This window comes from Halocynthiibacter sp. (assembly GCF_049608145.1).
GTDB lineage: Bacteria > Pseudomonadota > Alphaproteobacteria > Rhodobacterales > Rhodobacteraceae > Halocynthiibacter.
Genome location: NZ_JBMYXF010000012.1, coordinates 39,081 through 60,425, shown reverse-complemented (window position 1 = coordinate 60,425; position 21,345 = coordinate 39,081). Strand labels below are relative to the sequence as shown.

Sequence of the window (21,345 nt, the reverse complement as noted above, 5' to 3'; positions counted from 1 at the left end):
ACCACCTGAACGGCATATCAGCTATCGTAATCAATTACATGGCGCAGCTGCTTTTCATATTCCAGCGCTTTACCAGTGCCCAGGGCCACACAGTTCAGGCTTTCATCTGCAACAGAAACAGCTAGGCCGGTTTGTTCGCGCAGGGCCAGGTCCAGAGACCCCAGCAATGCACCACCGCCGGTCAGCATAACACCGCGATCAACAATGTCCGCCGCCAAATCTGGCGGGGTGGTTTCAAGCGCGGTCATCACAGCTTCGCAGATTTGCTGAACAGGCTCTGCCAATGCTTCGGCAACCTGCGCCTGGTTGATTTCGATTTCCTTAGGCACACCAGTCAACAGGTCACGGCCACGGATTTGCAGCGCGGCACCACGGCCATCGTCTGGCATACGTGCTGTCCCGATGGATGTTTTAATACGTTCCGCAGTGGCTTCACCCACCAGAAGGTTTTGCTGACGGCGCAGATAGCTGATGATTGCCTCATCCATACGGTCACCACCCACACGCACGGAACGCGCGTAAACGATGTCGCCAAGGGAGAGAACCGCAACTTCAGTTGTACCACCACCGATATCAACAACCATGTTACCGGTCGGATCCGTGATTGGCATGCCTGCACCGATGGCTGCAGCAATCGGTTCCGCAATCAGGCCCGCGCGACGTGCGCCAGCAGAGAGAACAGATTGACGGATCGCACGTTTTTCAACGGGTGTTGCACCATGGGGCACGCAAACGATGATCTTCGGTTTGGAAAATGTAGTGCGCTTGTGAACCTTACGGATGAAGTGCTTGATCATTTCTTCCGCAGTGTCAAAATCGGCAATCACACCTTCACGCATTGGACGAATGGCTTCGATGCTGCCTGGTGTCCGGCCCAACATCAGTTTCGCGTCTTCACCAACAGCAAGGACTTTCTTCACGCCATCTTTGACATGATAGGCCACAACAGAAGGTTCCGACAAAATAACGCCTTTACCTTTGACATAGACCAGCGTGTTTGCTGTGCCCAAGTCGATAGCCATATCTGATGAAAACAGACCGTTGAGTAGTCCCATGTGACGTGTGATCCCTGAAATGCAATTATAACGCGCAGACTCGGCTGCTTTAACGTTGAGTTTATGCGTCCTAGGCGGGTTATAGTAAAGGGTGTGCTGGGTGCAATGGGGTTTCAGGCGCGGGAAATCGCCCGTTTATGATGCAAGTTCACAATATTTCCCCCGTAGGGGAATGAATTCACACTGGTTTGGCAATATCTGTCCGTGTCCGGGCAAGATTTGTGTGGGGGGCGTGGCTAAGTACACAGGCAGGAAAATGAAAGGATTGTCATATGACTGATTTCTGGCTGCACCCGATACCGGGTTTTCAACTTGAGATCTGGGAGGAACTGATCGGCGACTGGTTTTTTGTCTTCGCTCTAGGGTTTCTGGTGTTTGAACTGGGGCTTTATGCGCTGCGAGGAAAGCTGTCGAAATCGATGGCTGGTGATACGGTCACCAACTATATCACACTTGGTTTCTTCATCATCACAACCACGCTTTTGTTCGCAACCTTCTATGCTGGTGTGTATTTGGTCGCGGCGGAATTCGCTGTGTTTGATATTCAGACGAACCTTGCGACATTGCTGATCTGCCTTGTGCTTGCCGATCTGGCCTATTACTGGGAACACCGCATCCTGCACCGGATCAATTTCCTTTGGGCAACTCATTCGGTGCATCACTCTAGCCCGTTTTTTAATATTTCGGTCGCATATCGTCACGGCCCGCTTGATGGATTTTGGCCTTTGTTTTTCCATTTGCCGCTGGTGTTGCTGGGGTTCGATCCTTTCTTGGTTCTGGTGGTGGAATTACTGGTGCAACTGTTCCAGACCGCCCTGCATACAGAAGTGATCGGCAAATTTTGGAAGCCGATTGAACTGATCTTCAATACGCCAAGCCACCACCGCGTGCACCATGGGTCTAATCGCAAATACTTGGACAAAAATTATGCCGGTATCTTCATTATCTGGGATCGCATGTTCGGTACCTTTGCAGAAGAAATCGAAGAAGTGAAATATGGTCTGACCCGCCCGATCAATTCCGTGAACCCTTTTGTTGCGTTTTTCCATGGGTTTACCCGCCTTGGGGCAGAGGTCGCGAAAGCGGACGGGATCTATAATAAGCTTGGCCACCTTTTTGGTCCTCCAGGTTGGAAGCCGAAAAAGAAACCAGTTGAAACCACTTTTAAGGAGGACAAGTAATGCCTTCGAATATGATGCGGCTGACCGCTGCCGCTGCCACTATCGCTTTGACTGTCGGAGGTGCTTATCTTGCCTCGGGCCTGCGGTATGTGGTGCCTGTTGCCAATGCCTCCACATCTGAAGTGGAAACCACCGCAGGCTATCAGATCAGTATTCATGATACGCGATCTGATCAGGGCACGCTTGTGATCTTGGCTTTTGATAATCAGGACGCATTTGACGCGCTCGATTATAAAAATGCTGCAGGTTATCTGGAAATTCCTGCCGACGCCGTGCCGCTGCGGGTGGATTTCCCGGATCTGACCGAGGGTTATCATGCCTTTTTCATCTTGCATGATGAGAACGGCGATTATGAGTTGAATTTTGAGGGCGATTTGCCGTCAGAAGGATACGCTGTCTCAGGTACCAATGAGGCTGAGGGTGCGCCGGTTTTTGACTATTCAGCGGTTGCACCGGGAATGCATGATTTGACTATGCGCTATTGGTTGCCATAGGTCGGTTATCGTTTCCCCAAAAGAAAATGCCCCGGAACATTTAAAAGTTTCCGGGGCATTCAAAGGATGGCGCCGCGACTGATGGCAGGGCGGCGCCTTTTTATTATACACTGTCGACCATAGTGATGGTTTTCACATTTTCACCTGGTGCGCTTGTCTCGCGCCGCACCAGCAGGCGGTTCAACGCATTTACATAGGCTTTGGCCGAGGCGACAACCGTATCCGTGTCCGCAGCCTGGCCTGTTGCTATACGGCCTTCTTCCTCAAGGCGAACAGAAACAGTGGCCTGGGCATCTGTGCCTTCGGTCACGGCGTGCACCTGATAAAGCTGCAGGTTCACATCATGGGGATAGATGGCTTTCACGGCATTAAACACCGCATCCACGGGACCGTCGCCGGTTGCGGTGGTTTGTTGGTCCACGCCATCAACAGTCAATGTCAGGTCTGCCGATTGCGGCGCTTCGGTGCCACAGATCACCCGCAGGAATTTCACCTGAATGGTTTCATGTTCAGCCTCAGAAGCGGAATCCCGCATCAGCGCCAGAACATCGTCGTCGTGTACTTCTTTTTTGCGGTCTGCCAGTGCTTTGAAACGCACAAACACGTCCTTCAGCTGATTGTCACCCACATCGAAACCCAGTTCAGCCAGCTTTGCGCGCAGCGCCGCACGACCGGAATGTTTGCCAAGCGGCAGGGATGTGCCTGACAGGCCCACATCTTCCGGACGCATGATTTCAAAGGTTTCTGCGTTTTTCAGCATGCCATCCTGGTGAATACCGCTTTCATGGGCAAAGGCGTTTTTGCCAACAATTGCTTTGTTGTATTGTACCGGGAAGCCAGACACAGTCGCAACACGACGCGAAATTTGCATCAGTTTGCGGCTTTCAATACCCGTGCGATAGGGCATGATGTCATTGCGCACTTTCAGCGCCATTACGACCTCTTCCAAGGCGGTGTTGCCTGCGCGTTCGCCCAGTCCATTGATGGTACATTCGATCTGACGCGCACCGGCTTCCACAGCGGCCAGAGAGTTCGCCGTCGCCATGCCCAAATCATTGTGGCAATGGGTTGCAAAGATGATGTCATCGGCACCCGGAACACGTTCCAACAGCATCTTAATCAGATCCGCACTTTCGCGGGGGGCGGTGTAACCGACGGTATCCGGGATGTTAATTGTGGTGGCACCCGCCTTGATCGCGATCTCGATTGTGCGACACAGGTAATCTTCCTCGGTGCGGGTCGCATCCATCGGGGACCATTGCACATTGTCGCAGAGATTGCGCGCATGGGATACGGTTTCGTGGATTTTATCCGCCATCTCATCCATGGACAGGCCCGGAATTTCGCGGTGCAAGGGGGATGTGCCGATGAAGGTGTGAATACGCGGCTGGGCTGCGTGTTTTACGGCCTCATAGCAACGATCAATGTCTTTGAAATTCGCGCGGGACAGGCCACAGATCACAGAGTTTTTTGAACGTTCTGATATCTCAGATACGGCCTTGAAATCGCCTTCAGATGCAATCGGGAAACCGGCTTCGATAATATCGACACCCATCTCGTCCAGCATTTCTGCGATTTCAAGCTTTTCGTCATGGGTCATGGTGGCGCCAGGGCTTTGTTCGCCGTCGCGCAGTGTCGTGTCAAAAATTAAGACGTGATCTTGGGTGGATGTATCAGACATAGTCGTATCTTTCGGTTCGGGCCGCAGCTTGAATATTTGTTTGCGGGGGAATCAGTTTCTTCTGTGAAGTCCGGCGCTGTATACCCTCTGAGCGGTCGCGCCGAAAGGCACGCTCAGAGGCGAGTAAGCAGAAGAAGAGCAGATAGCGCACGTACAGACTGCGCGGTGGCGCAGGGCAGGGTGGCGTTATGTGCTTTGATCAACATGGGCGCGATCATATCCGCAGTTTCAGATTTGAAAAGAGGGTTTGAACAAAAAAGTAAAATTACCGCCTTGATCAGTTTTCAACGGCTGGTGTCTCTAGCGCTCCCGGTACGGGTTCTGTTGGTGTCGAAACTGGCAATACATCGTTCTCCCAAACCCCTTCGGAAACCTCACCGCTGGCATAACGCAGCGTGCCCTGTCCATGGCGTTTATTGGCCATAAAGGCACCATCATATACATCACCATTTGCATGGGTCAGAATGCCTTGGCCTTCGATTTTTCCGTTAACCCACTGGCCAATATAACGGAAGCCATCCGGTACATCGAGTTCACCATGCCCATTAGGCAGATCCTGCGTATGTTCGCCGGTATAGATCGCCCCACTGGCATATGTTGTGACGCCTGGCCCATCTCGGTGACCACCAATCCAAGCCCCATCATAGGTGAATTTTTCGGGAACCTCGATCCGTCCTTGGCCATGGGGGCGGCCATCGCGAAAGCCACCGACATAGGTGACACCATTGCTATAGGTCGCGGTGCCTTCACCATCGATCAGGCCGTTCTTCCATTCACCATCATAGCTGCCACCACCCGGGTATTCGATGCGCCCGGTGCCATGGGCAACACCGGCGGCCAGATAGCCTGTATACACAGACCCATCAGGGTAGGTGACAACACCTTCTCCCATAATCTGACCTTCCGCCCATAGACCAGTATAGGCGTAACCATCTGTCAGGGTCAGCGTGCCCTGGCCATGGCGCAGGTCATTCTGATAGTTGCCTTCATAAACATCGCCATGTGTTGTAGTCATGACCGCCGCACCAGACCGTCGCCCGTTTTCAAAGTTGCCTTCAAAGACATCGCCGTTCTGATAAGTCAGACGGCCTTCGCCATGCATCTGGTTGTTGTCCCAGTTTCCCGTGTAATGCAGCCCGTCTTCAGACGTGAATTCACCTGTGCCATGACGCCGATTGTTAACCAATGCGCCGTCATAACGTGCGCCATCTGGATAGGTCACGCGACCCTCGCCTTCACGGCGCCCTTCTACCCATTCGCCCTGATAGACAAAGCCGTTGGGGTTTCGCAGGGTGCCCGGGCCATGGTGTTCAGATCGTTGAAAACCGCCTTCGTAGACAATGCCATTAGCATAGATCGCGATGCCATTGCCTGTGAAATCCCCCTGCTGCCAATCTCCTTCGTAGGTGCTGCCATCGGTTAGGGATAGTTTGCCAAAGCCATCAGGAATGCCTGCGATCAATTCGCCAGCATAGGTCGCACCATCTGAATATGTCATTTCACCCTGGCCGGAAATGGCATCGTCGCTCCATTGTCCGACATAGCGAAACCCGGAAGGCAGGCTGTAAGTGCCATGCCCTTGACGTTTTCCATTCAGCAATGTGCCTTCGAAGATACCACCATGGCTATCTTCGATACGGGTCACTTCCGATAACACCAAAGGGGTTTCTTCCTGGACAATCGGTGTGTTCGTGTCCTGTGCCTGCGCTGGCAGTATCAGAGGAACAAAGGCGACAGAGGCGAGGGGCAACATGCACAAACGATGAAAAATGCGAGGTTTGGCTGGCATGAAACTCTCCGGATGGGGGCAGCAGATGTGTGGATCTCGCCACGGTTTTTCCGCAGGTTAACGGTGCCTGGTGTGGCTGACAACGGAAATTCACATGTTTTACAAAACAGTTTCTGAACAATTCAGCCGGGGTGGTTTCACTTGCCGAAATCTCTGTTAAGAAGTTGCCAGAGTACCGGTTGTTCAACAGGTCGGAATACGGAGACTAACATGGCAGATCGTTTTAAACTGACACTGGCTCAGCTGAACCCAACCGTTGGCGCGATTGAAGCCAACGCGGATAAAGCACGGGCCGCTTTTGCCGAGGGGCAGGCCGCAGGTGCAGATATGGTGGCGCTGCCTGAAATGTTCATTTCTGGCTATAATACCCAAGATCTGGTGATGAAACCTGCGTTTCAGGCCGCCTGCATGACTGCTGTCAAAGCTTTGGCCGTGGACTGTGCGAATGGTCCGGCGTTGGGCGTTGGTGGGCCTTTTGTGGAAGATGGTAAGCTGTTCAACGCTTATTTTATTCTGAAGGGGGGCAAGATTGCATCAACCGTTCTGAAACATCATCTGCCCAATGAAACCGTTTTTGATGAAGTCCGGATCTACGACAGTGGCCCGCTTGGCGGCCCTTATTCCGTGGGCAATACACGCATTGGTACGCCGATATGCGAAGATGCTTGGCATGAAGATGTTGCTGAAACCCTGGCCGAAACCGGGGCGGAATTCCTGTTGGTGCCCAATGGATCCCCTTACTTCCGCAATAAAATGGATGTGCGTTATTCCCATATGATGGCGCGGGTGACCGAAACAGGCCTGCCGCTGATTTATCTCAATATGGTCGGTGGTCAGGATGATCAGGTCTTTGACGGTGGTTCTTTCGTGCTGAACCCCGGCGGGGAAATTGCCCTGCAGATGCCGGTGTTTGACGAAGCGATTGCCCATCTGGAACTGGAACGCACTGATGATGGCTGGCGCGCGGTGAAATCTGATTTGGCTTCACTGCCGGATGAGTGGGAACAGGATTACCGCTGTATGGTGGAAAGCCTGCGTGATTACATGGGTAAGACCGGTTTCAAAAAGGTGTTGCTGGGTCTGTCTGGCGGCATTGATTCTGCCATCGTTGCAACCATTGCCGCGGATGCATTGGGCCCGGAAAATGTGCGTTGCGTGATGTTGCCGTCTGAATATACATCCCAAAGCTCGCTTGATGACGCCAAAGACATCGCAGAACGTTTGGGATGCCATTATGATTTCGTGCCGATTGCTGAAGGGCGTAGTGCGATCACCAATACCCTTGCCCCGCTTTTTGCCGGCCGTGATGAGGATGTGACCGAGGAAAACATTCAGTCCCGTTTGCGTGGTCTGCTGCTGATGGCTATGAGCAATAAGTTTGGTGAGATGCTTTTGACGACTGGCAATAAATCTGAGGTCGCCGTTGGCTATGCCACGATTTATGGTGATATGTCAGGTGGTTATAATCCGCTGAAAGACATGTATAAAGTGCGCGTCTTTGAAACCTGTCGCTGGCGCAATGCCAATCATCGGCCTTGGATGGCAGCGCCTGCGGGGGAAGTTATTCCGGTGTCTATCATCGACAAACCACCTTCAGCGGAATTGCGCGATGACCAGAAAGACAGCGATTCACTGCCGCCCTATGAGGTTCTAGATGCGATCCTTGAAGGCCTGGTGGATGATGAAAAATCCGTTGCTGATTTGGTTGCCGAAGGTCATGACCGCGCGACGGTGAAGCGGATCGAACATCTGATCTATATTTCGGAATACAAACGCTTTCAATCTGCCCCGGGCACACGTCTGACGCAAAGTGCCTTTTGGCTTGATCGTCGTTATCCGATTGCCAGCCGTTGGCGCGATAACGGCTGATTAGTCAATGCCTTCGGGCATGTCCCCGACCAGATAACGCGCGCCGGTTCCATTGTGGCGGGCGTTGTCTAAGGGGTTGTAAAGTTCACATTTTTTCAAGCTGAGACAGCCGCAACCAATGCAACCGTCCAACTTGTCACGCAACCCTTCTAGGGTTTTGATCCGGGCGTCTAGGTCGGCGCGAAAATGTCGGCTGATCTTGCCCCAGTCGGCCTTGGTTGGTGTGCGGCCTTCGGGCAGGCGGGACAATTGTTCTGCGATTTCTTTTAGGGAAAAATCAAACTGTTGCGCGATCTGCACAAAACTGAGACGCCGGATATCGGCGCGACGAAATCGGCGTTGACCGCCTGCGTTTCGTTCTGAAAACACAAGCCCTTCTGTTTCGTAATATCGAATGGCGGACACCGCCAGGCCAGTGCGTTTGGCCAGTTGCCCAATGGATAGAAAGTCACGGTGATGCATGATCTGGCCTTTCGAATTTTTTGCTTGATCTCAAGTTAACTTGAGGAATTAAACATCAAAAATCAAATGAAATCAACGACAGGAAATGTCATGTCAGAAGCGATGCTTGAACATATCAATATCACCGTTAAAGATCCGGATGCCACTGCAGAGATGCTGAACCAGCTGTTTGGCTGGCGGGTGCGCTGGCGTGGGGAGGCGAAATACAAAGGCACGACGCTGCATGTTGGCGGGGAGAACAGCTATATCGCTGTGTATAGTTCCGGCGGCAATGATCCGGTGAATTTTGATCGTTATAAAACCCCGGGGGCCATGAACCATATTGGGGTGGTTGTAGAGGATCTGGATGCGGTGGAAGCCAAGGTCAAAACCCTGGGTTTCACGCCGCATAACCATGGCGATTACGAACCCGGTAAGCGGTTCTATTTTGATGATGCGGATGGGATCGAGATCGAGGTGATCAGCTATGTTTAAAGCCCGGATCTGGGGCTGAGTATGCCATGCACAAAGCATGCACATGTTATGCATATCTTATGCATACACAGCGTTCGCCCCGTTAACGGATATTAAGGGGGCGATTTCCCTTGAAACTGGACATTTGCGCGTGGGTATGAAACACCACGCGCGACCTGATATTGTGTCAGGGTTCAGAGGAAACGTATCAGATGACCACCACCCGTTTTGCACCGTCGCCCACCGGCTATATTCATATCGGCAACCTGCGCACAGCACTTATGAATTACCTGATCGCACGACAGAACGGCGGACAGTTTATTCTGCGCCTGGATGACACCGACCCTGAGCGTTCCAAAGAAGAATATGTCGATGGTATCAAAGAGGACCTGACCTGGCTTGGCCTGACCTGGGACCGGGTTGAACGCCAATCTGACCGTTTGGATCGTTACAATGAGGCGATGGATCAACTGCGGGCCTCTGGCCGTCTGTATGAATGCTTTGAGACCCCGGTTGAACTGGACCTGAAGCGTAAGAAGCAGCTGAACATGGGCAAACCACCGGTCTATGACCGGGCGGGTTTGAACCTGACGGATGCGGAAAAAGATGCGCTGCGTGCGGAACGTGGCAATGGGCACTGGCGGTTCAAGCTGGATCACGAACGCATTGAATGGAACGACGGTGTTCTTGGCGATATTTCGATTGATGCGGCATCCGTGTCAGACCCGGTTCTGATCCGTGCGGATGGGCAATATCTGTATACGCCTGCGTCCGTTTGTGATGATATTGATTTCGGCGTGACCCATGTTGTGCGCGGTTCTGACCATGTGACCAACACGGCAACCCAGATCCAAATCATCAAAGCGCTGGGCGGGACTGTGCCAGAATTTGCGCATCATTCCTTGCTGACCGATGCGGATGGCGGGGCGCTGTCCAAACGTCTGGGCACCTTGTCCCTGCGTGATCTGCGCGCGGCAGGGATTGAACCTATGGCGATGCTAAGCCAGCTTGCGCGTCTTGGGTCTGCTGATCCGGTTGAACTGCGTTCACAGATGCAAGAACTGGTCGATGGGTTTGACATCAGCAAGTTCGGATCTGCCCCGACAAAGTTTGACGTGGAAGACCTGAAGCCGCTGACGGCGAAGGTGAACCATGGGCGTGATTTTGCAGATGTATCTGATTACATTTCGAAAATCGGTGTGCCTGCGGATCAGGCCGAAGCATTCTGGACCTTGATGCGTGAAAACATCACGTTGCTGTCTGATCTGGAGGGCTGGTGGGCCTTGCTGCGTGATGGCGCCGAACCAGTGATTGAAGACGAAGACACAGATTTCGTTGCGCAAGCCTTGTCTATGATGCCTGAGATGCCATTTGACGAGACATCCTGGGGCACCTGGACCAAAGCCGTGAAAGACGCCACCGGACGCAAGGGACGCGGGCTGTTCATGCCGCTGCGCAAGGCACTGACCGGTCAGGCACATGGCCCTGATATGGGGCAGCTTTTGCCGCTGATGCAGGTCATTCGCGCGAAATGATGGATTTTGGCCTGCCCGATTTGATTGGTGTCTGCGGCACTTTGATGGTTGGGCTGGCCTATCTGGCGACACAGATGCGCTGGATGAATTCTGACGACCTGGCCTTTCCGGTTGTGAACCTGGCCGGGTCGTTTTTGATTGCATTTTCCCTTTGGTATAACTTCAATCTGGCGTCTGCCCTGATGGAAGGTTTCTGGATTGTGATCAGCCTGATTGGCATTGTGCAATATCTGCGCACACGTTGATTTTTTGCACAAAAATGTGAATGCCGCGGGTGATGTGTGCGCTGGCGCAGGTTTTCATTTGCGACCGGGCCGTTCACAGTAGCGTGAACAGCGACGGGAGCCAGCATGTCCGATAATCCTCAGGCCAAATTTCTTACGGGGAACTTATTCAAACACGTGACGACCATGTCGCTGACGGCCTCTATCGGGTTGATGGCGATCTTTATGGTCGATTTCGTGGATATGGTTTTCATTTCGATGTTGGGCAAAGCAGAGCTTGCGGCGGCGGTCGGATATGCGGGTGCGATCCTGTTTTTCACGTCAAGTTTTGGCATTGGCATGTCGATTGCGGCGGGGGCATTGGTAGCCCGGGCTTTGGGGCAGGGTGACACGCAAATGGCCAGTCGTCGGGCGGCCAGTGCGATGTTATACGGTGTTGGCGTGGGTGCGCTGTTTGCGGCTGCGATCTGGATGAACCTACATTTCCTGGTGGGGCTGATGGGCGCCACGGGGGAAACACAGGATTTGGCTGTCAGCTATATGCAAATCATTGTTCCGGCTTTGCCTTTGCTGATCATTGGGATGATTGGTGGGGCGATTTTGCGGGCCCATGGGGCGGCGAAACGGGCGATGTTTGCAACCATTCTTGCGGGTGTTGTGAATGCGGTTCTGGATCCGATCCTGATCTTTGGGTTGAACCTTGATCTGACGGGGGCGGCGCTGGCGTCTGTTGCGTCCCGTTTTGCGATTGCAGGGGCTTCGCTATATCCGATTTTCAAACATTACGGCGGGCTGGCGAAACCCACATCTGAAGAGTTCCGCGAAGATTTTCCAGCCATTCTGACCATTGCGATCCCGGCGATCCTGACACAATTCGCAACCCCCCTGGGCCAGGCGTTTGTCACGCGGTCCATGGCGGCCTATGGCGAGGCGGCGGTCGCGGGGATGGCGATTGTTGGGCGTTTGACGCCGGTTGCCTTTGGCGCGGTGTTTGCCTTGTCCGGGGCGATCGGCCCAATCATTGGCCAGAACGCAGGCGCAGGTCAGCAAGACCGGGTGAGCCAGGCCTTTATGGAGGGGCTGAAATTCTTGGTGCTTTGGGTGGTTGCGATGTCTGGGCTGTTGTTCCTGCTGCGCCCACTGATCGCCGGGTTGTTTGCGGCCGAAGGCCTGACTTTGACACTGGTATTTTTGTTCTGCGGGCCGCTGTCACTGATGTTCTTTTTCAACGGTGTGATCTTTGTCGGCAACGCGGCGTTTAACAACCTGGGCCACCCGTTTTATTCCACATGGATCAACTGGGGCCGTCACACATTGGGTACGATCCCCTTTGTTTGGGTTGGGGCGGCGTGGTTTGGGGCACCTGGCGTGTTGATCGGTCAGGCCGCGGGCGGTGTGATCTTTGGCGCGCTTGCCTTTGTTCTGGCAAAACGTGTGATGGCGCGGGGCACGGCACCTGCAAAACCGCAGGAGTTTTCCCGTCAGGGCCGGCTTATGGCCCTGTTTTCATTGCGTCGTTGATCACCAGAGCGGAAAGTCCGCCTGCAGCACACGCGTCTGGCCCATTGCGGTGAGGCGCGTGTTTGTTTCTGCCTGAAGGCCGGGATCACATAGTTGCGCACGCGGATAAATCGGTGCGGTGCGGTCATCCAGATAGCTGCCGGTCCAGTTGAAGGTCGTGCTGAAAAAGTGATCAACGCCCGCAGCACCGAAGACATCAAAATACCCCTGAACAACCACATCAAGATAGGACAGAAGGATGGGGTTCTTATCGCTGACGGGTTGCTGTTCATCCGGGGCGACGGAATAGACCACGGTGAGGCTGTCATCAGACATATCGCCCATCTTATGGGTCAGTTCCGGGCCAAGGGGCACGCGTTGATAGGCGGCTTCACGTTGATCGAGCGCGTCCCAGCCTTGATCCGGTACTTCTGCGATCAGCCCGTCTATGGCACTGGTGTCATCGCGAATGACGGACAGGTAAGGCAGGGCACGGGCGGGCGTTGCGACCCAGACGCGTTTCCATCCCTGCAACCGCGCAGGCGCATGATTGGCGTGATCATGGGTGCCTTTGTGCACAAGCGACCCGTAACCGAAGAAAAACCGTTTCATAGCTGATCCAGATGTGCGGCGATCATCTGTGCAAGCGCGGGTGCTGTGATATCTCGGGACATATATTCCTGGCCTTGATCGGCGTCGGTTTCAGACAGAACCGTGCCGCGACGGCTTTCAATCAAGGCGCTGGCGTAGTCTTTGGAAAATTCAGGGTGTCCCTGTACGGTGATGGCAAAACCGGGATACCAAAGGGCGGCATGTTCGCAGAAGTCAGAACTCGCGATGGTTTTTGCGCCTTCGGGCAGAATTTCGACCTGATCCTGGTGATAGGCCTGTAGATTAAGGCTGGTTGGCGTATCGCCTAGGGCATCGGGCCAAGCGGATGTATCATAAATATGCGGGCCAACGCCCCAACCTTTGTCTGATTTGCGCACGGTGCCACCCAGGGCCTGGGCGATCAGTTGATGACCAAAGCAAATGCCGATCATCAGGCTGCCTTTGGTCTTTGCATCGCGGATCAAGTTTTCAAGGGGCGCGATCCAAGCATGGTCTTCGTAGACGCCAAATTTTGACCCGGTAATCACCCAGATATCCGCCTGTGCGCCGTCCTGTGGAATGTCGCCAGACAGCACGGGATAGAAGGTGAATTCTGTGTTATACTGGGCGGAAAGTGGTTTCAGCCAGTTTTCGACCATAGACGGGTAATTGCCAAAATCAGGTGCCAGTTCTTCCGGGGGCAGGCCGGTTTCCAATACGCCGATTTTCAGGGTTCTGGTCATGGTGGGCTCCGGTCTTATGGTCCATCCTGGAATGTATACCAGCGATAGAGAAGTGGCAGAATGTGACGGCGATAGCGTCCAAAAGGGAAAGCTGCAAGGGGCTGTTCAAGGAAATTGGGGGCGGTGGTTTCATGCGCCGTGCCCAGCAGTTTCTCTGCCACCAGCTTGCCGCAGTAGCTGCCCATCGCCACGCCATTGCCATGATAACACATGGCAGCGTAAGCATTTGGCAGATCCGGGAGAGCGCCTGCAAAGGGCACAAAGTTGCGCGCGCCCGCGATCAGACCAGACCAGAAATAGGGCGTGCCGATATGGGCCCAGGCGGGGAACATGGTTTCGAAATGCTGACGGGTGGCGAGTTCTGCCTCTGCAAAGGCCTGGGGGGTGGCCGATGTTGCACCGCGCATCCCAAACAACATGCGATTGTCGGGAAGCAGGCGGAAATAGTGTAGCAGATTGCGCGTGTCGTAACACATTTGGCGTGAGGTCCAGCCTTGTTTGGCCAGCTCGTCTTGGGTCAGGGGGCGGGTCACAAGAATGTTGGATTGCACCGGAAGATAGCGTGATTTCAGCTGTGTTGGCAGATTTTCGGAGCTGTAGCCATTGGTTGCGAAGATCACTTTGCGGGCGCGCAGGGTGGCCTGTGGCGTGCGCAGGATGTGGTTGCCATCTTTGAATTCCGCGCTGAGGACCGGCGTGTCGCCATGAAGGGCCGCGCCGGATTTTACCACCGCATCCGCAAGACCCGTGGCGTATTTCAACGGGTTCAGAGCGAAACCAACGGGGATGGTCAGGGCGCCTGCGAAACGGGGGCGTTTGGTGTTAACCGTGGCATTTAAGCCTTGGTCGCTAAGGTGGTCCGCGTCGTGTAGCGGGGCGTCGAGCCCATAGATTTCCCGAATTTCGGCCTGTTCATGGCGCAGATTTTCCATTGCAGTTGCGGTGTGGGCAAGGATGGTTTCGCCGTCAGAATGGCGGTCAACATCTAGGGTGTGATCCTGCAGAAACTGGTCTACATGATCAACAGATGCACGTTGGGTCTGGGCCCAGGCCTGAGCATCCGCAGCACCAAATTTTTTCACAAGTTCAGAATATCCCGCGTGGGCCCCGCCAAGACAGCAGAACCCGCCGTTTCGACCAGAGGCCCCCCATCCCGGTTGCCCGCTGTCAAGGACGACAACATCTTCACCCGCGAGATGCAGAGCGGCGTGCAAGCCGGTGTAGCCTGCGCCAATGATTGCGATGTCACAGGTTTTGTCTGTGGTCAGCGCAGCGTAGGCAGGGGCATTGGTTGTCGTGTGCCAATAGCTGTTTTCATGGGGCAAAGGGCCATAGGCCTCTGCCTCATAAATTCGACTTAAGGGGGCGTCAGAGGCGGCCAAGATAGACCTCATATTCCACCTGTGTCAGGCGGGTGGCGATCTTTTGGATTTCGTCACGGCGCAGGGTGGCGTAGATATCGCGATACTGTTGTCCAAAGATTTCAGCGGCGATGTCGGCCTGTACAAAACGTTCCACGGCCATCAGCCAGTCATGGCCAAGTGGGGCGGATGGTGTTGCCTGTGGATCATCAAGTGACAGGGGCAGGGCAGGTTTGGTTTCGATCCCGTGCAACATGCCGCCAAGGATGGCTGCGAAGGCGAGATAAGGGTTCACATCCGCGCCAGAAATCCGGTGTTCCAGGCGTGCGCCGGGGCCTTTTGTCGCCGGAATGCGCACAGAAGCCCCGCGATGATCCAGCGCCCAATCCGGCGCGGTTGGCGCGAAACTGTTGGGCTGAAAACGGCGATAGCTGTTCATATGCGGGGCAAAGATTGCCTGAAGATCGGCCATGGTGGACAGCACGCCAGCCACCGCGTTTTGCAGGGTTTCCCCCACGCCGCTTGCTGCTGAAAACACATTGTCGCCAGCGCCATTCACAAGGGACGCATGCAGATGCATCCCGTTGCCGGGAAATTCTGCATAGGGTTTGGCCATGAAGCTGGCTTCCATCCCGTGACGCGCCACAACCGCACGCACGAGACGACGGAACAATAGGGCAGTGTCTGCGGCCCGCAGCACGTCGCCTGTGTGGTGAAAGTTGATCTCAAACTGGCCAGGGCCGTATTCCGCGATCAACGTGTCTGTGGCCAGACCCTGGGCCGAACATGCAGCCTGAATTTCAGTCAGGATGTCTTCCTGCCGATCCAGAATTTCCAGATCATAGTTCTGCGCATCGGGGGTGCGGGCCGGGGGGATGGGCGCATCTGAGGCATTGGCGCGCGGTTTGAAAATGTAGAATTCAAGTTCGCTTGCCACCACCGGAAACATATCTTTTGCAGCAAAGCGATCCAGAACAGATTTCAGTATGCCGCGGGGGGACAGTGGATTGCTGTCCTTGCCCGGTTCGACCATTTCCACCAGCATCTGGGCGACATTTCCCTTGGCCCAGGGGACGGGCGCAAGGCTGCTTGTGACAGGGGTAAGATGACCGTCGGGATCCCCGGCCACAATGCCGAGACCGGTTTCTTCAACCTCTTCGCCCAGAATGTTCGGGGCATAGGTGGAGAGGGGCAGGCGTACGTCACCTTTGGCGAATTTACCGGTCTGATCGCCCGGCAGCCATTTGCCCCGCAGGATGCCGTTGAGATCGCACAGCATCAATTCGATCCGGTCAGGTTCACCGAAGGTGGTGCAATATCCGGCAAAGGATTTTTCGAAGTCAGACATCTGCAGCGGCCTCTTGTTCAGCGCGTTTCTTGCGGGCGGCGGATTGTTTGGCGGACAGGGATGCCACGATGACGCCAATGGCCACGATTGTGATCATGATGGTCGACAGCGCGTTGATTTCCGGTGTGACGCCCCGGCGCACACGACTGAAAATTTCAATCGGCAGGGTTGATGCACCCGCACCTGAGGTGAAGCTTGCGATCACGAAATCATCCAGCGACAGGGTGAAGGCCAAAAGCCAGCCCGAAATCACAGAGGGCGCGATGATTGGCAGGGTCACCAGACGGAAGGCCTCGAACGGCGTGCAGCCCAGATCAAGCGCGGCTTCTTCCAAGGATTGATCAAAGCTGACCAGACGCGAAGACACCACAACTGATACGTAACACATTGAAAACGTGGTATGCGCCAGGATGATGGTGAACAACCCGCGATCAACGTTCAGAGCGATAAACATCAACAAAAGCGACAGACCGGTGATGACTTCGGGCATCACAAGCGGGGCGTAGATCATGCCGGAGAACAAAGTGCGCCCCCGGAATTTCCCACCACGCACAAGGATCCAGGCGGCCATAGTGCCAAGGACTGTCGCGAATGTTGCTGAAGCGATGCCGATTTTCAATGTGGCCCATGCGGCCTTAAGGAAGGCCTCGTTCTGCATCAATTCGCCGTACCATTTGGTCGAGAACCCCGCCCATACGGTGACAAGTCGGCTTTCGTTGAAACTGAAGATGATCAGCAACAGAATGGGCAGATATAGGAAGGCAAAACCAAGTGTCAGGGATGTGACATTAAACCATGATAAACGTCTCATAGGCCTGCCTCCTGGTTTTTCTGCTGGTTGCGCTGAAAGAGCACGATGGGGATGATCAGGATCAGCAGAAGGATGACAGCAACGGCGCTGGCAACGGGCCAGTCGCCGTTTTTCTCAAATTCTTCCACCAGAACCTTGCCGATCATCAGGGTGTTTGAACCGCCCAGAAGTTCCGGGATCACATATTCGCCAAGCGCGGGAATAAAGACCAAGAAGCAGCCCGCAATCACACCAGGTCGCGATAGGGGCACAGTCACCAGCCAAAAGGCAGATGTACGGGTGCAGCCCAAGTCAATCGCGGCCTCATTCAGGCTTTCGTCCAGCTTTTCGAGCGTCGCGTAGATTGGCAGCACCATGAACGGCAGATAGGTGTAAACGATGCCAATATAGACGGCGATATTGGTGTTCAAAATGACCAAGGGTTCATCAATAATTCCAAGCGCCATCAAGATCTGGTTCAGATAGCCGGTCTGGCTGAGGATACCGCGCCATGCGTAGACCCGGATTAGGAAAGACGTCCAGAAGGGCAAGATCACAAGCATCATCAGCATGGGGCGATATTGTTCGGGGGATCGCGCCATGGCCCAGGCGAAGGGGAATCCAACAGCTAGGGTTAGGCATGTCGAAAATAATGCGATTTTCAGGCTGGACAGATAGGCCGTGTAATAGAGGTGGTCTTGTAGTTCAACAAACCCTGACAAAGAGGGGAAGAACCATGAGAGAGCGATGACGCCAAGAATGACCAGAACGGCGGCGGCCGCAAGGCCCAGCAAAAATGCGGCGAGACGATCGGAGAGTGACCCGTCAGTTTCCCCACTGAAGGCCGAGCGGAGCCTCGGGTAAAACAGAAGGATTAATGCAGCGAGCAGGGCAATACCGGAGAGAACCGCAATCACGGCACCGGCGCCAATCAGGCGATAGTTTTCGAAACTCAGCTGAGTGATCAGGTGCCAAATGCCCGTTTCTGGGTCGTATTGCGGCATATAGCGCGGAATCGACAGGGCGTATTCCGACAGAGAGATTTTGAAAACGATCGCAAAAGGGATCAGGAACAGCATCAGCAGCCAGAGATATGGCGGCAGGATGAGGGCGGTGCGGCGCAGAATATTCATGATTACTGCGCCAGTACGACACCGGCGGTGTCTGTAAAGCTGAGGTAGACTTCGTCGTCCCAGGTGAAGCTGCGTCGCGAAATTCGGCGGTTGTTGGCGGCCTGCGCTTTGATCACTTCACCCGTGGCCAGCTTGACGTAATAGGTCGAAATATTGCCAAGGTAGGCGATGTCTAGAACCTTGCCTTTCAGCACGTTCGCTGCGTCGGGCTTTTCAGCAGAAACCGCGATCTTTTCCGGGCGGATCGCGTAATGAACGGCGCCGTGCAGGTCGGTGCCGCAGGATGTGTTGATCTTTGGTTGGCCTTCGCCCCAGGCAATGGCGCAGCCCGCGTCGGTCTTAGAGGCATGACCTTTCAGGATGTTCACATCCCCAATGAAGTCAGCCACATAGGTTGAATTTGGGTTCTCATAAATGCGGTCGGGCGTGTCGACTTGAACCAATTTTCCGTGGTCCATCACAGCAACACGAGAGGCAACCGTCATGGCCTCTTCTTGGTCGTGGGTCACGATGACAAAGGTGGTTCCGGTGCTTTCTTGGATGTCCATCAGTTCAAACTGGGTTTCCTGGCGCAGCTTTTTATCCAGCGCGCCGAGCGGTTCATCCAGCAGCAAAAGTTTCGGCGCACGGGCAAGTGCGCGGGCCAGTGCCACACGTTGACGCTGACCACCTGAGATCTGATCGGGTTTGCGTTTGGCGAATTTACCAAGCTGCACAAGGCGGATCATTTCATCCACGCGGGCATCGATATCGCCTTTGGCCATGCCATCACGTTTCAGACCAAAAGCGATGTTATCGGCGACTGAAAGATGTGGGAACAGCGCATAGGACTGGAACATCATATTGGTGGAACGCTTGTTCGGAGGGATCGGAGCGATGTCCTGACCATCCAGAATAATTGTGCCTTCGGTCGGGTTTTCAAAGCCCGCCAGCATGCGCATCAGGGTGGTTTTACCACAGCCAGAGGGGCCAAGCAGGGCGAAGAATTCGCGCTCATAGATTTTCAGGTTCAGATTGTCGATTGCGGTAAATTCGCCGAAACGTTTGGTGACGTTCTGAAATTCAATCAGTGGCGTTTCTTCGCTGTTTTCCCAAGGCGCAAAATTGCTGTCGATGGCCTGTGTATTCATAACTACCCCTCCCCGATATTAGGGCGCGGGCGATGTGCCGCCCGCGCCAATATTTTGACAATCTGGCTTAAACGCCGGACTTAATTTTTGTCCACAGACGTGTCACTACGCGCTGTACGCGGGCAGGGTATGCGTTTGTGATGTATAGGTTTTCCAGTGTCGCCTCATCCGGGTAAACGGCGGTATCGGCGAGGATTTCTGGATCAACAAATTCATGCGCGGCAGAGTTGCCGTTGGCATAATTCACATAGTTTGTTGCGGCTGCGATGTTTTCTGGCTGCATCAGGAAGTTGATGAATTTATGCGCGCCATCCGGGTTGGGGGCGTCAACCGGAATTGCCAGCATGTCAAACCACATCTGCGCGCCTTCAAGCGGGGCGTTATATGCGATTTCGATGCCATTCTCTGCTTCGGCTGCACGGTCGCGGGCCTGTAGAACGTCGCCTGAGAAACCATAGCCAACACAGATGTCACCATTTGCCAGCGCGTTGATGTATTCTGAGCTGTGGAATTTCTGGATATAGGGGCGCACAGCGGCGAAGACGGCTTCGGCCTTTGCGATGACTTCCGGATCATGGCTGTCTGGATCTTCGCCAAGATATGCCAGCGCGGCGGGGATCATTTCGGATGGGGCGTCGACCATCTGAACACCACAAGCGGCTAGTTTTTCCATGTTTGCGGGATCAAAGATCAGCGCAAGGGAATTGATCGGGGCGTCTTCGCCCAGCAGTTCCTGAACCTTGCCAACATTCACGCCAATACCGGTGGTGCCCCACAGGTAGTTTACGGCATGTTCACCATTTGGATCATATTCATTGGTGCGTTCTTTGATGGCATCCCAGAGGTTGCCGCTGTTGGACAGCTGGCCGTAATCCAAAGTTTGGAAAGCGCCCGCTGTAATCTGACGTTGCAGGAAGGTCGCGGAAGGGACCACAACATCATAGCCGGAACCACCTGCCAGCATTTTGGTTTCAAGCAGCTCGTTTGAATCAAACACATCATAGATCAGATCGATGCCGGTTTCGGCTTCGAACTTTTCAAGAATGCTTTCGTCGATATAATCGGACCAGTTGTAAACGCGGACTTCTTCAGCATACGCTGTGGTCGCGCCCATCGCCAGTACCAGCGGCAGTGTGAGTTTCTTCATGATTTGGTCTCCCGTTCTCAAGGTATTTGCACCTTTGATCAAGGATATGATCAAATTTATTGATTCGGCGCAACAGGAGACGTAGAACAGGTAGAAACCGGGGGAACAAGCATCGTACGGTATGGTGCTTTGTCTTTTGTAAAGATTGGGGAATTGCCCCACCAGGAGAGGTAACGTGGAACAACGAAAAATCCCGGAACATGAGGCAATTTACCTGCGTATTCGTGAAATGATCCTTTTTGGTGTGCTCGTTCCGGGGCAGCCTGTGACCATTCAGGGTTTGGTTGAAACGCTGGAAGCCGGGACGACACCTGTGCGTGAAGCTTTGCGCCGTTTGACGGCGGAAGGGGCCCTGGAATCAAAGGGCAATCGTCGAATTTCTGTGCCGCAATTGAATATTTCACAGGTTGAAGAGCTTTATTTTGCAAGGCTTTCTATCGAACCCAAGCTTGTGCAGATTGCAGTGCCCCGTATCGGAGATACTGAGATTTCTGAACTTCGGGACATTGATAACCAGTTGAATGAAGCCATTTCTTTGGGCGATATCGAAGGCTATCTGAAGTATAACTACCGGTTCCACTTTGCCCTTTATGAAGCGGCGGGGGCGGGGATTTTGCTGACGCTGGCGCAATCTTTGTGGCTGCGGGCTGGACCATCTTTGCGTGTGGTGCTGACACGTTACGGGGCGTCGGCCCTGCCGGATCAGCATGATGTTACGATCCGGGCGCTGGAAACGCGCGATCTGCAAAAAGCCTGTAATGCCATAGAAACGGACATTCGTCAGGGCATGGATCAGGTGCGACAGGTGCTGGTTTTCGGTGAAACTTCGGCGTGAAGGTGCCTCTTGGATTGACAGCCT

20 protein-coding genes are annotated in these 21,345 nt (G+C 54.1%); 8 read left to right on the top strand and 12 right to left on the bottom strand.

Annotated elements, in window-relative coordinates; all coding sequences use genetic code 11:
- Positions 1-17: 17 nt before the first annotated feature.
- Positions 18-1,055: a rod shape-determining protein gene (locus tag ACPGUT_RS06100; RefSeq protein ID WP_423989431.1), complete on the bottom strand. Its 1,038-nt coding sequence runs from the start codon at positions 1,053-1,055 to the stop codon at positions 18-20.
- A gap of 272 nt (positions 1,056-1,327) precedes the next feature.
- Here ACPGUT_RS06100 and ACPGUT_RS06095 point away from each other — a divergent pair, with 272 nt between their 5' ends.
- Together ACPGUT_RS06095 and ACPGUT_RS06090 are read left to right on the top strand one after the other, a co-directional pair.
- Positions 1,328-2,236 (top strand): sterol desaturase family protein, encoded by a 909-nt coding sequence (locus ACPGUT_RS06095; RefSeq protein WP_423989430.1) that lies wholly within the window; start codon positions 1,328-1,330, stop codon positions 2,234-2,236.
- The gene (locus ACPGUT_RS06090; protein ID WP_423989429.1) at positions 2,236-2,730 is read left to right on the top strand and encodes a DUF2141 domain-containing protein; all 495 of its coding nucleotides are present in this window, start codon (positions 2,236-2,238) and stop codon (positions 2,728-2,730) included. Before ACPGUT_RS06095 ends, ACPGUT_RS06090 begins: the two co-directional genes overlap by 1 nt.
- 103 nt (positions 2,731-2,833) lie before the next feature.
- Here ACPGUT_RS06090 and ACPGUT_RS06085 read toward each other — a convergent pair whose 3' ends face one another.
- The gene (locus tag ACPGUT_RS06085) at positions 2,834-4,411 is read right to left on the bottom strand and encodes a 2-isopropylmalate synthase (protein WP_423989428.1); all 1,578 of its coding nucleotides are present in this window, start codon (positions 4,409-4,411) and stop codon (positions 2,834-2,836) included.
- Positions 4,412-4,688: 277 nt separating this feature from the next.
- Positions 4,689-6,200 (bottom strand): MORN repeat-containing protein, encoded by a 1,512-nt coding sequence (locus ACPGUT_RS06080; protein ID WP_423989427.1) that lies wholly within the window; start codon positions 6,198-6,200, stop codon positions 4,689-4,691.
- 210 nt (positions 6,201-6,410) lie between these two features.
- On the opposite strand from ACPGUT_RS06080, the gene ACPGUT_RS06075 reads away from it, so the two are divergent.
- Positions 6,411-8,069 carry an NAD+ synthase gene (locus tag ACPGUT_RS06075; RefSeq protein ID WP_423989426.1) on the top strand — a complete coding sequence of 553 codons (1,659 nt, stop codon included), beginning with the start codon at positions 6,411-6,413 and terminating at the stop codon, positions 8,067-8,069.
- Here ACPGUT_RS06075 and soxR read toward each other — a convergent pair whose 3' ends face one another.
- Entirely contained in the window at positions 8,070-8,531 is a 462-nt protein-coding gene (gene soxR / locus ACPGUT_RS06070; RefSeq protein ID WP_423989425.1) for a redox-sensitive transcriptional activator SoxR, read from the bottom strand. It abuts the gene before it with no gap.
- 90 nt (positions 8,532-8,621) lie between these two features.
- On the opposite strand from soxR, the gene ACPGUT_RS06065 reads away from it, so the two are divergent.
- From ACPGUT_RS06065 to ACPGUT_RS06050, 4 genes are all read left to right on the top strand, one after another.
- Positions 8,622-9,005 (top strand): VOC family protein, encoded by a 384-nt coding sequence (locus ACPGUT_RS06065; protein ID WP_423989424.1) that lies wholly within the window; start codon positions 8,622-8,624, stop codon positions 9,003-9,005.
- Between the two features lie 191 nt (positions 9,006-9,196).
- Positions 9,197-10,519, top strand: coding sequence for a glutamate--tRNA ligase (gene gltX, locus ACPGUT_RS06060; protein WP_423989423.1), 1,323 nt, complete (start codon positions 9,197-9,199; stop codon positions 10,517-10,519).
- Positions 10,516-10,764 carry a CBU_0592 family membrane protein gene (locus ACPGUT_RS06055; RefSeq protein WP_423989422.1) on the top strand — a complete coding sequence of 83 codons (249 nt, stop codon included), beginning with the start codon at positions 10,516-10,518 and terminating at the stop codon, positions 10,762-10,764. Before gltX ends, ACPGUT_RS06055 begins: the two co-directional genes overlap by 4 nt.
- 105 nt (positions 10,765-10,869) lie before the next feature.
- Positions 10,870-12,264, top strand: a complete 1,395-nt coding sequence (locus ACPGUT_RS06050) for an MATE family efflux transporter (RefSeq protein ID WP_423989421.1) — start codon at positions 10,870-10,872, stop codon at positions 12,262-12,264.
- Here ACPGUT_RS06050 and ACPGUT_RS06045 read toward each other — a convergent pair whose 3' ends face one another.
- From ACPGUT_RS06045 to ACPGUT_RS06010, 8 genes are all read right to left on the bottom strand, one after another.
- On the bottom strand, positions 12,265-12,855 hold the full coding sequence (locus tag ACPGUT_RS06045) for a gamma-glutamylcyclotransferase family protein (protein ID WP_423989420.1): 591 nt from the start codon (positions 12,853-12,855) through the stop codon (positions 12,265-12,267). It abuts the gene before it with no gap.
- Positions 12,852-13,577, bottom strand: coding sequence for a type 1 glutamine amidotransferase (locus tag ACPGUT_RS06040; RefSeq protein ID WP_423989419.1), 726 nt, complete (start codon positions 13,575-13,577; stop codon positions 12,852-12,854). Before ACPGUT_RS06040 ends, ACPGUT_RS06045 begins: the two co-directional genes overlap by 4 nt.
- 14 nt (positions 13,578-13,591) lie before the next feature.
- On the bottom strand, positions 13,592-14,959 hold the full coding sequence (locus tag ACPGUT_RS06035) for an NAD(P)/FAD-dependent oxidoreductase (RefSeq protein WP_423989418.1): 1,368 nt from the start codon (positions 14,957-14,959) through the stop codon (positions 13,592-13,594).
- Complete coding sequence (locus ACPGUT_RS06030; RefSeq protein WP_423989417.1) at positions 14,946-16,286, bottom strand: glutamine synthetase family protein; 1,341 nt, start codon at positions 16,284-16,286, stop codon at positions 14,946-14,948. The genes ACPGUT_RS06035 and ACPGUT_RS06030 overlap by 14 nt, the downstream gene beginning before the upstream one ends.
- On the bottom strand, positions 16,279-17,097 hold the full coding sequence (locus ACPGUT_RS06025; protein ID WP_423989416.1) for an ABC transporter permease: 819 nt from the start codon (positions 17,095-17,097) through the stop codon (positions 16,279-16,281). Before ACPGUT_RS06025 ends, ACPGUT_RS06030 begins: the two co-directional genes overlap by 8 nt.
- Positions 17,094-18,209 (bottom strand): ABC transporter permease, encoded by a 1,116-nt coding sequence (locus tag ACPGUT_RS06020; protein ID WP_423989415.1) that lies wholly within the window; start codon positions 18,207-18,209, stop codon positions 17,094-17,096. The genes ACPGUT_RS06025 and ACPGUT_RS06020 overlap by 4 nt, the downstream gene beginning before the upstream one ends.
- A gap of 2 nt (positions 18,210-18,211) precedes the next feature.
- Complete coding sequence (locus ACPGUT_RS06015; protein WP_423989414.1) at positions 18,212-19,339, bottom strand: ABC transporter ATP-binding protein; 1,128 nt, start codon at positions 19,337-19,339, stop codon at positions 18,212-18,214.
- Positions 19,340-19,406: 67 nt separating this feature from the next.
- Positions 19,407-20,486, bottom strand: a complete 1,080-nt coding sequence (locus ACPGUT_RS06010; RefSeq protein WP_423989413.1) for a polyamine ABC transporter substrate-binding protein — start codon at positions 20,484-20,486, stop codon at positions 19,407-19,409.
- 175 nt (positions 20,487-20,661) lie between these two features.
- Between ACPGUT_RS06010 and ACPGUT_RS06005 the strand changes: the two genes are divergently transcribed.
- A complete protein-coding gene (locus tag ACPGUT_RS06005; protein WP_423989412.1) occupies positions 20,662-21,321 on the top strand; it encodes a GntR family transcriptional regulator in 660 nt (219 codons plus the stop codon).
- Positions 21,322-21,345: the final 24 nt, after the last annotated feature.

What these genes read in the sequence shown, in the direction of transcription:
- ACPGUT_RS06095 (WP_423989430.1), top strand. Translation starts at nt 1,328, where the DNA reads ATGACTGATTTCTGGCTGCACCCGATACCGGGTTTTCAACTTGAGATC.
- ACPGUT_RS06010 (WP_423989413.1), bottom strand. Translation starts at nt 20,486, where the DNA reads ATGAAGAAACTCACACTGCCGCTGGTACTGGCGATGGGCGCGACCACA.
- soxR (WP_423989425.1), bottom strand. Translation starts at nt 8,531, where the DNA reads ATGCATCACCGTGACTTTCTATCCATTGGGCAACTGGCCAAACGCACT.
- ACPGUT_RS06085 (WP_423989428.1), bottom strand. Translation starts at nt 4,411, where the DNA reads ATGTCTGATACATCCACCCAAGATCACGTCTTAATTTTTGACACGACA.
- ACPGUT_RS06055 (WP_423989422.1), top strand. Translation starts at nt 10,516, where the DNA reads ATGATGGATTTTGGCCTGCCCGATTTGATTGGTGTCTGCGGCACTTTG.
- ACPGUT_RS06020 (WP_423989415.1), bottom strand. Translation starts at nt 18,209, where the DNA reads ATGAATATTCTGCGCCGCACCGCCCTCATCCTGCCGCCATATCTCTGG.
- ACPGUT_RS06045 (WP_423989420.1), bottom strand. Translation starts at nt 12,855, where the DNA reads ATGAAACGGTTTTTCTTCGGTTACGGGTCGCTTGTGCACAAAGGCACC.
- ACPGUT_RS06030 (WP_423989417.1), bottom strand. Translation starts at nt 16,286, where the DNA reads ATGTCTGACTTCGAAAAATCCTTTGCCGGATATTGCACCACCTTCGGT.
- ACPGUT_RS06040 (WP_423989419.1), bottom strand. Translation starts at nt 13,577, where the DNA reads ATGACCAGAACCCTGAAAATCGGCGTATTGGAAACCGGCCTGCCCCCG.
- ACPGUT_RS06050 (WP_423989421.1), top strand. Translation starts at nt 10,870, where the DNA reads ATGTCCGATAATCCTCAGGCCAAATTTCTTACGGGGAACTTATTCAAA.
- ACPGUT_RS06025 (WP_423989416.1), bottom strand. Translation starts at nt 17,097, where the DNA reads ATGAGACGTTTATCATGGTTTAATGTCACATCCCTGACACTTGGTTTT.
- gltX (WP_423989423.1), top strand. Translation starts at nt 9,197, where the DNA reads ATGACCACCACCCGTTTTGCACCGTCGCCCACCGGCTATATTCATATC.
- ACPGUT_RS06090 (WP_423989429.1), top strand. Translation starts at nt 2,236, where the DNA reads ATGCCTTCGAATATGATGCGGCTGACCGCTGCCGCTGCCACTATCGCT.
- ACPGUT_RS06015 (WP_423989414.1), bottom strand. Translation starts at nt 19,339, where the DNA reads ATGAATACACAGGCCATCGACAGCAATTTTGCGCCTTGGGAAAACAGC.
- ACPGUT_RS06075 (WP_423989426.1), top strand. Translation starts at nt 6,411, where the DNA reads ATGGCAGATCGTTTTAAACTGACACTGGCTCAGCTGAACCCAACCGTT.
- ACPGUT_RS06080 (WP_423989427.1), bottom strand. Translation starts at nt 6,200, where the DNA reads ATGCCAGCCAAACCTCGCATTTTTCATCGTTTGTGCATGTTGCCCCTC.
- ACPGUT_RS06065 (WP_423989424.1), top strand. Translation starts at nt 8,622, where the DNA reads ATGTCAGAAGCGATGCTTGAACATATCAATATCACCGTTAAAGATCCG.
- ACPGUT_RS06100 (WP_423989431.1), bottom strand. Translation starts at nt 1,055, where the DNA reads ATGGGACTACTCAACGGTCTGTTTTCATCAGATATGGCTATCGACTTG.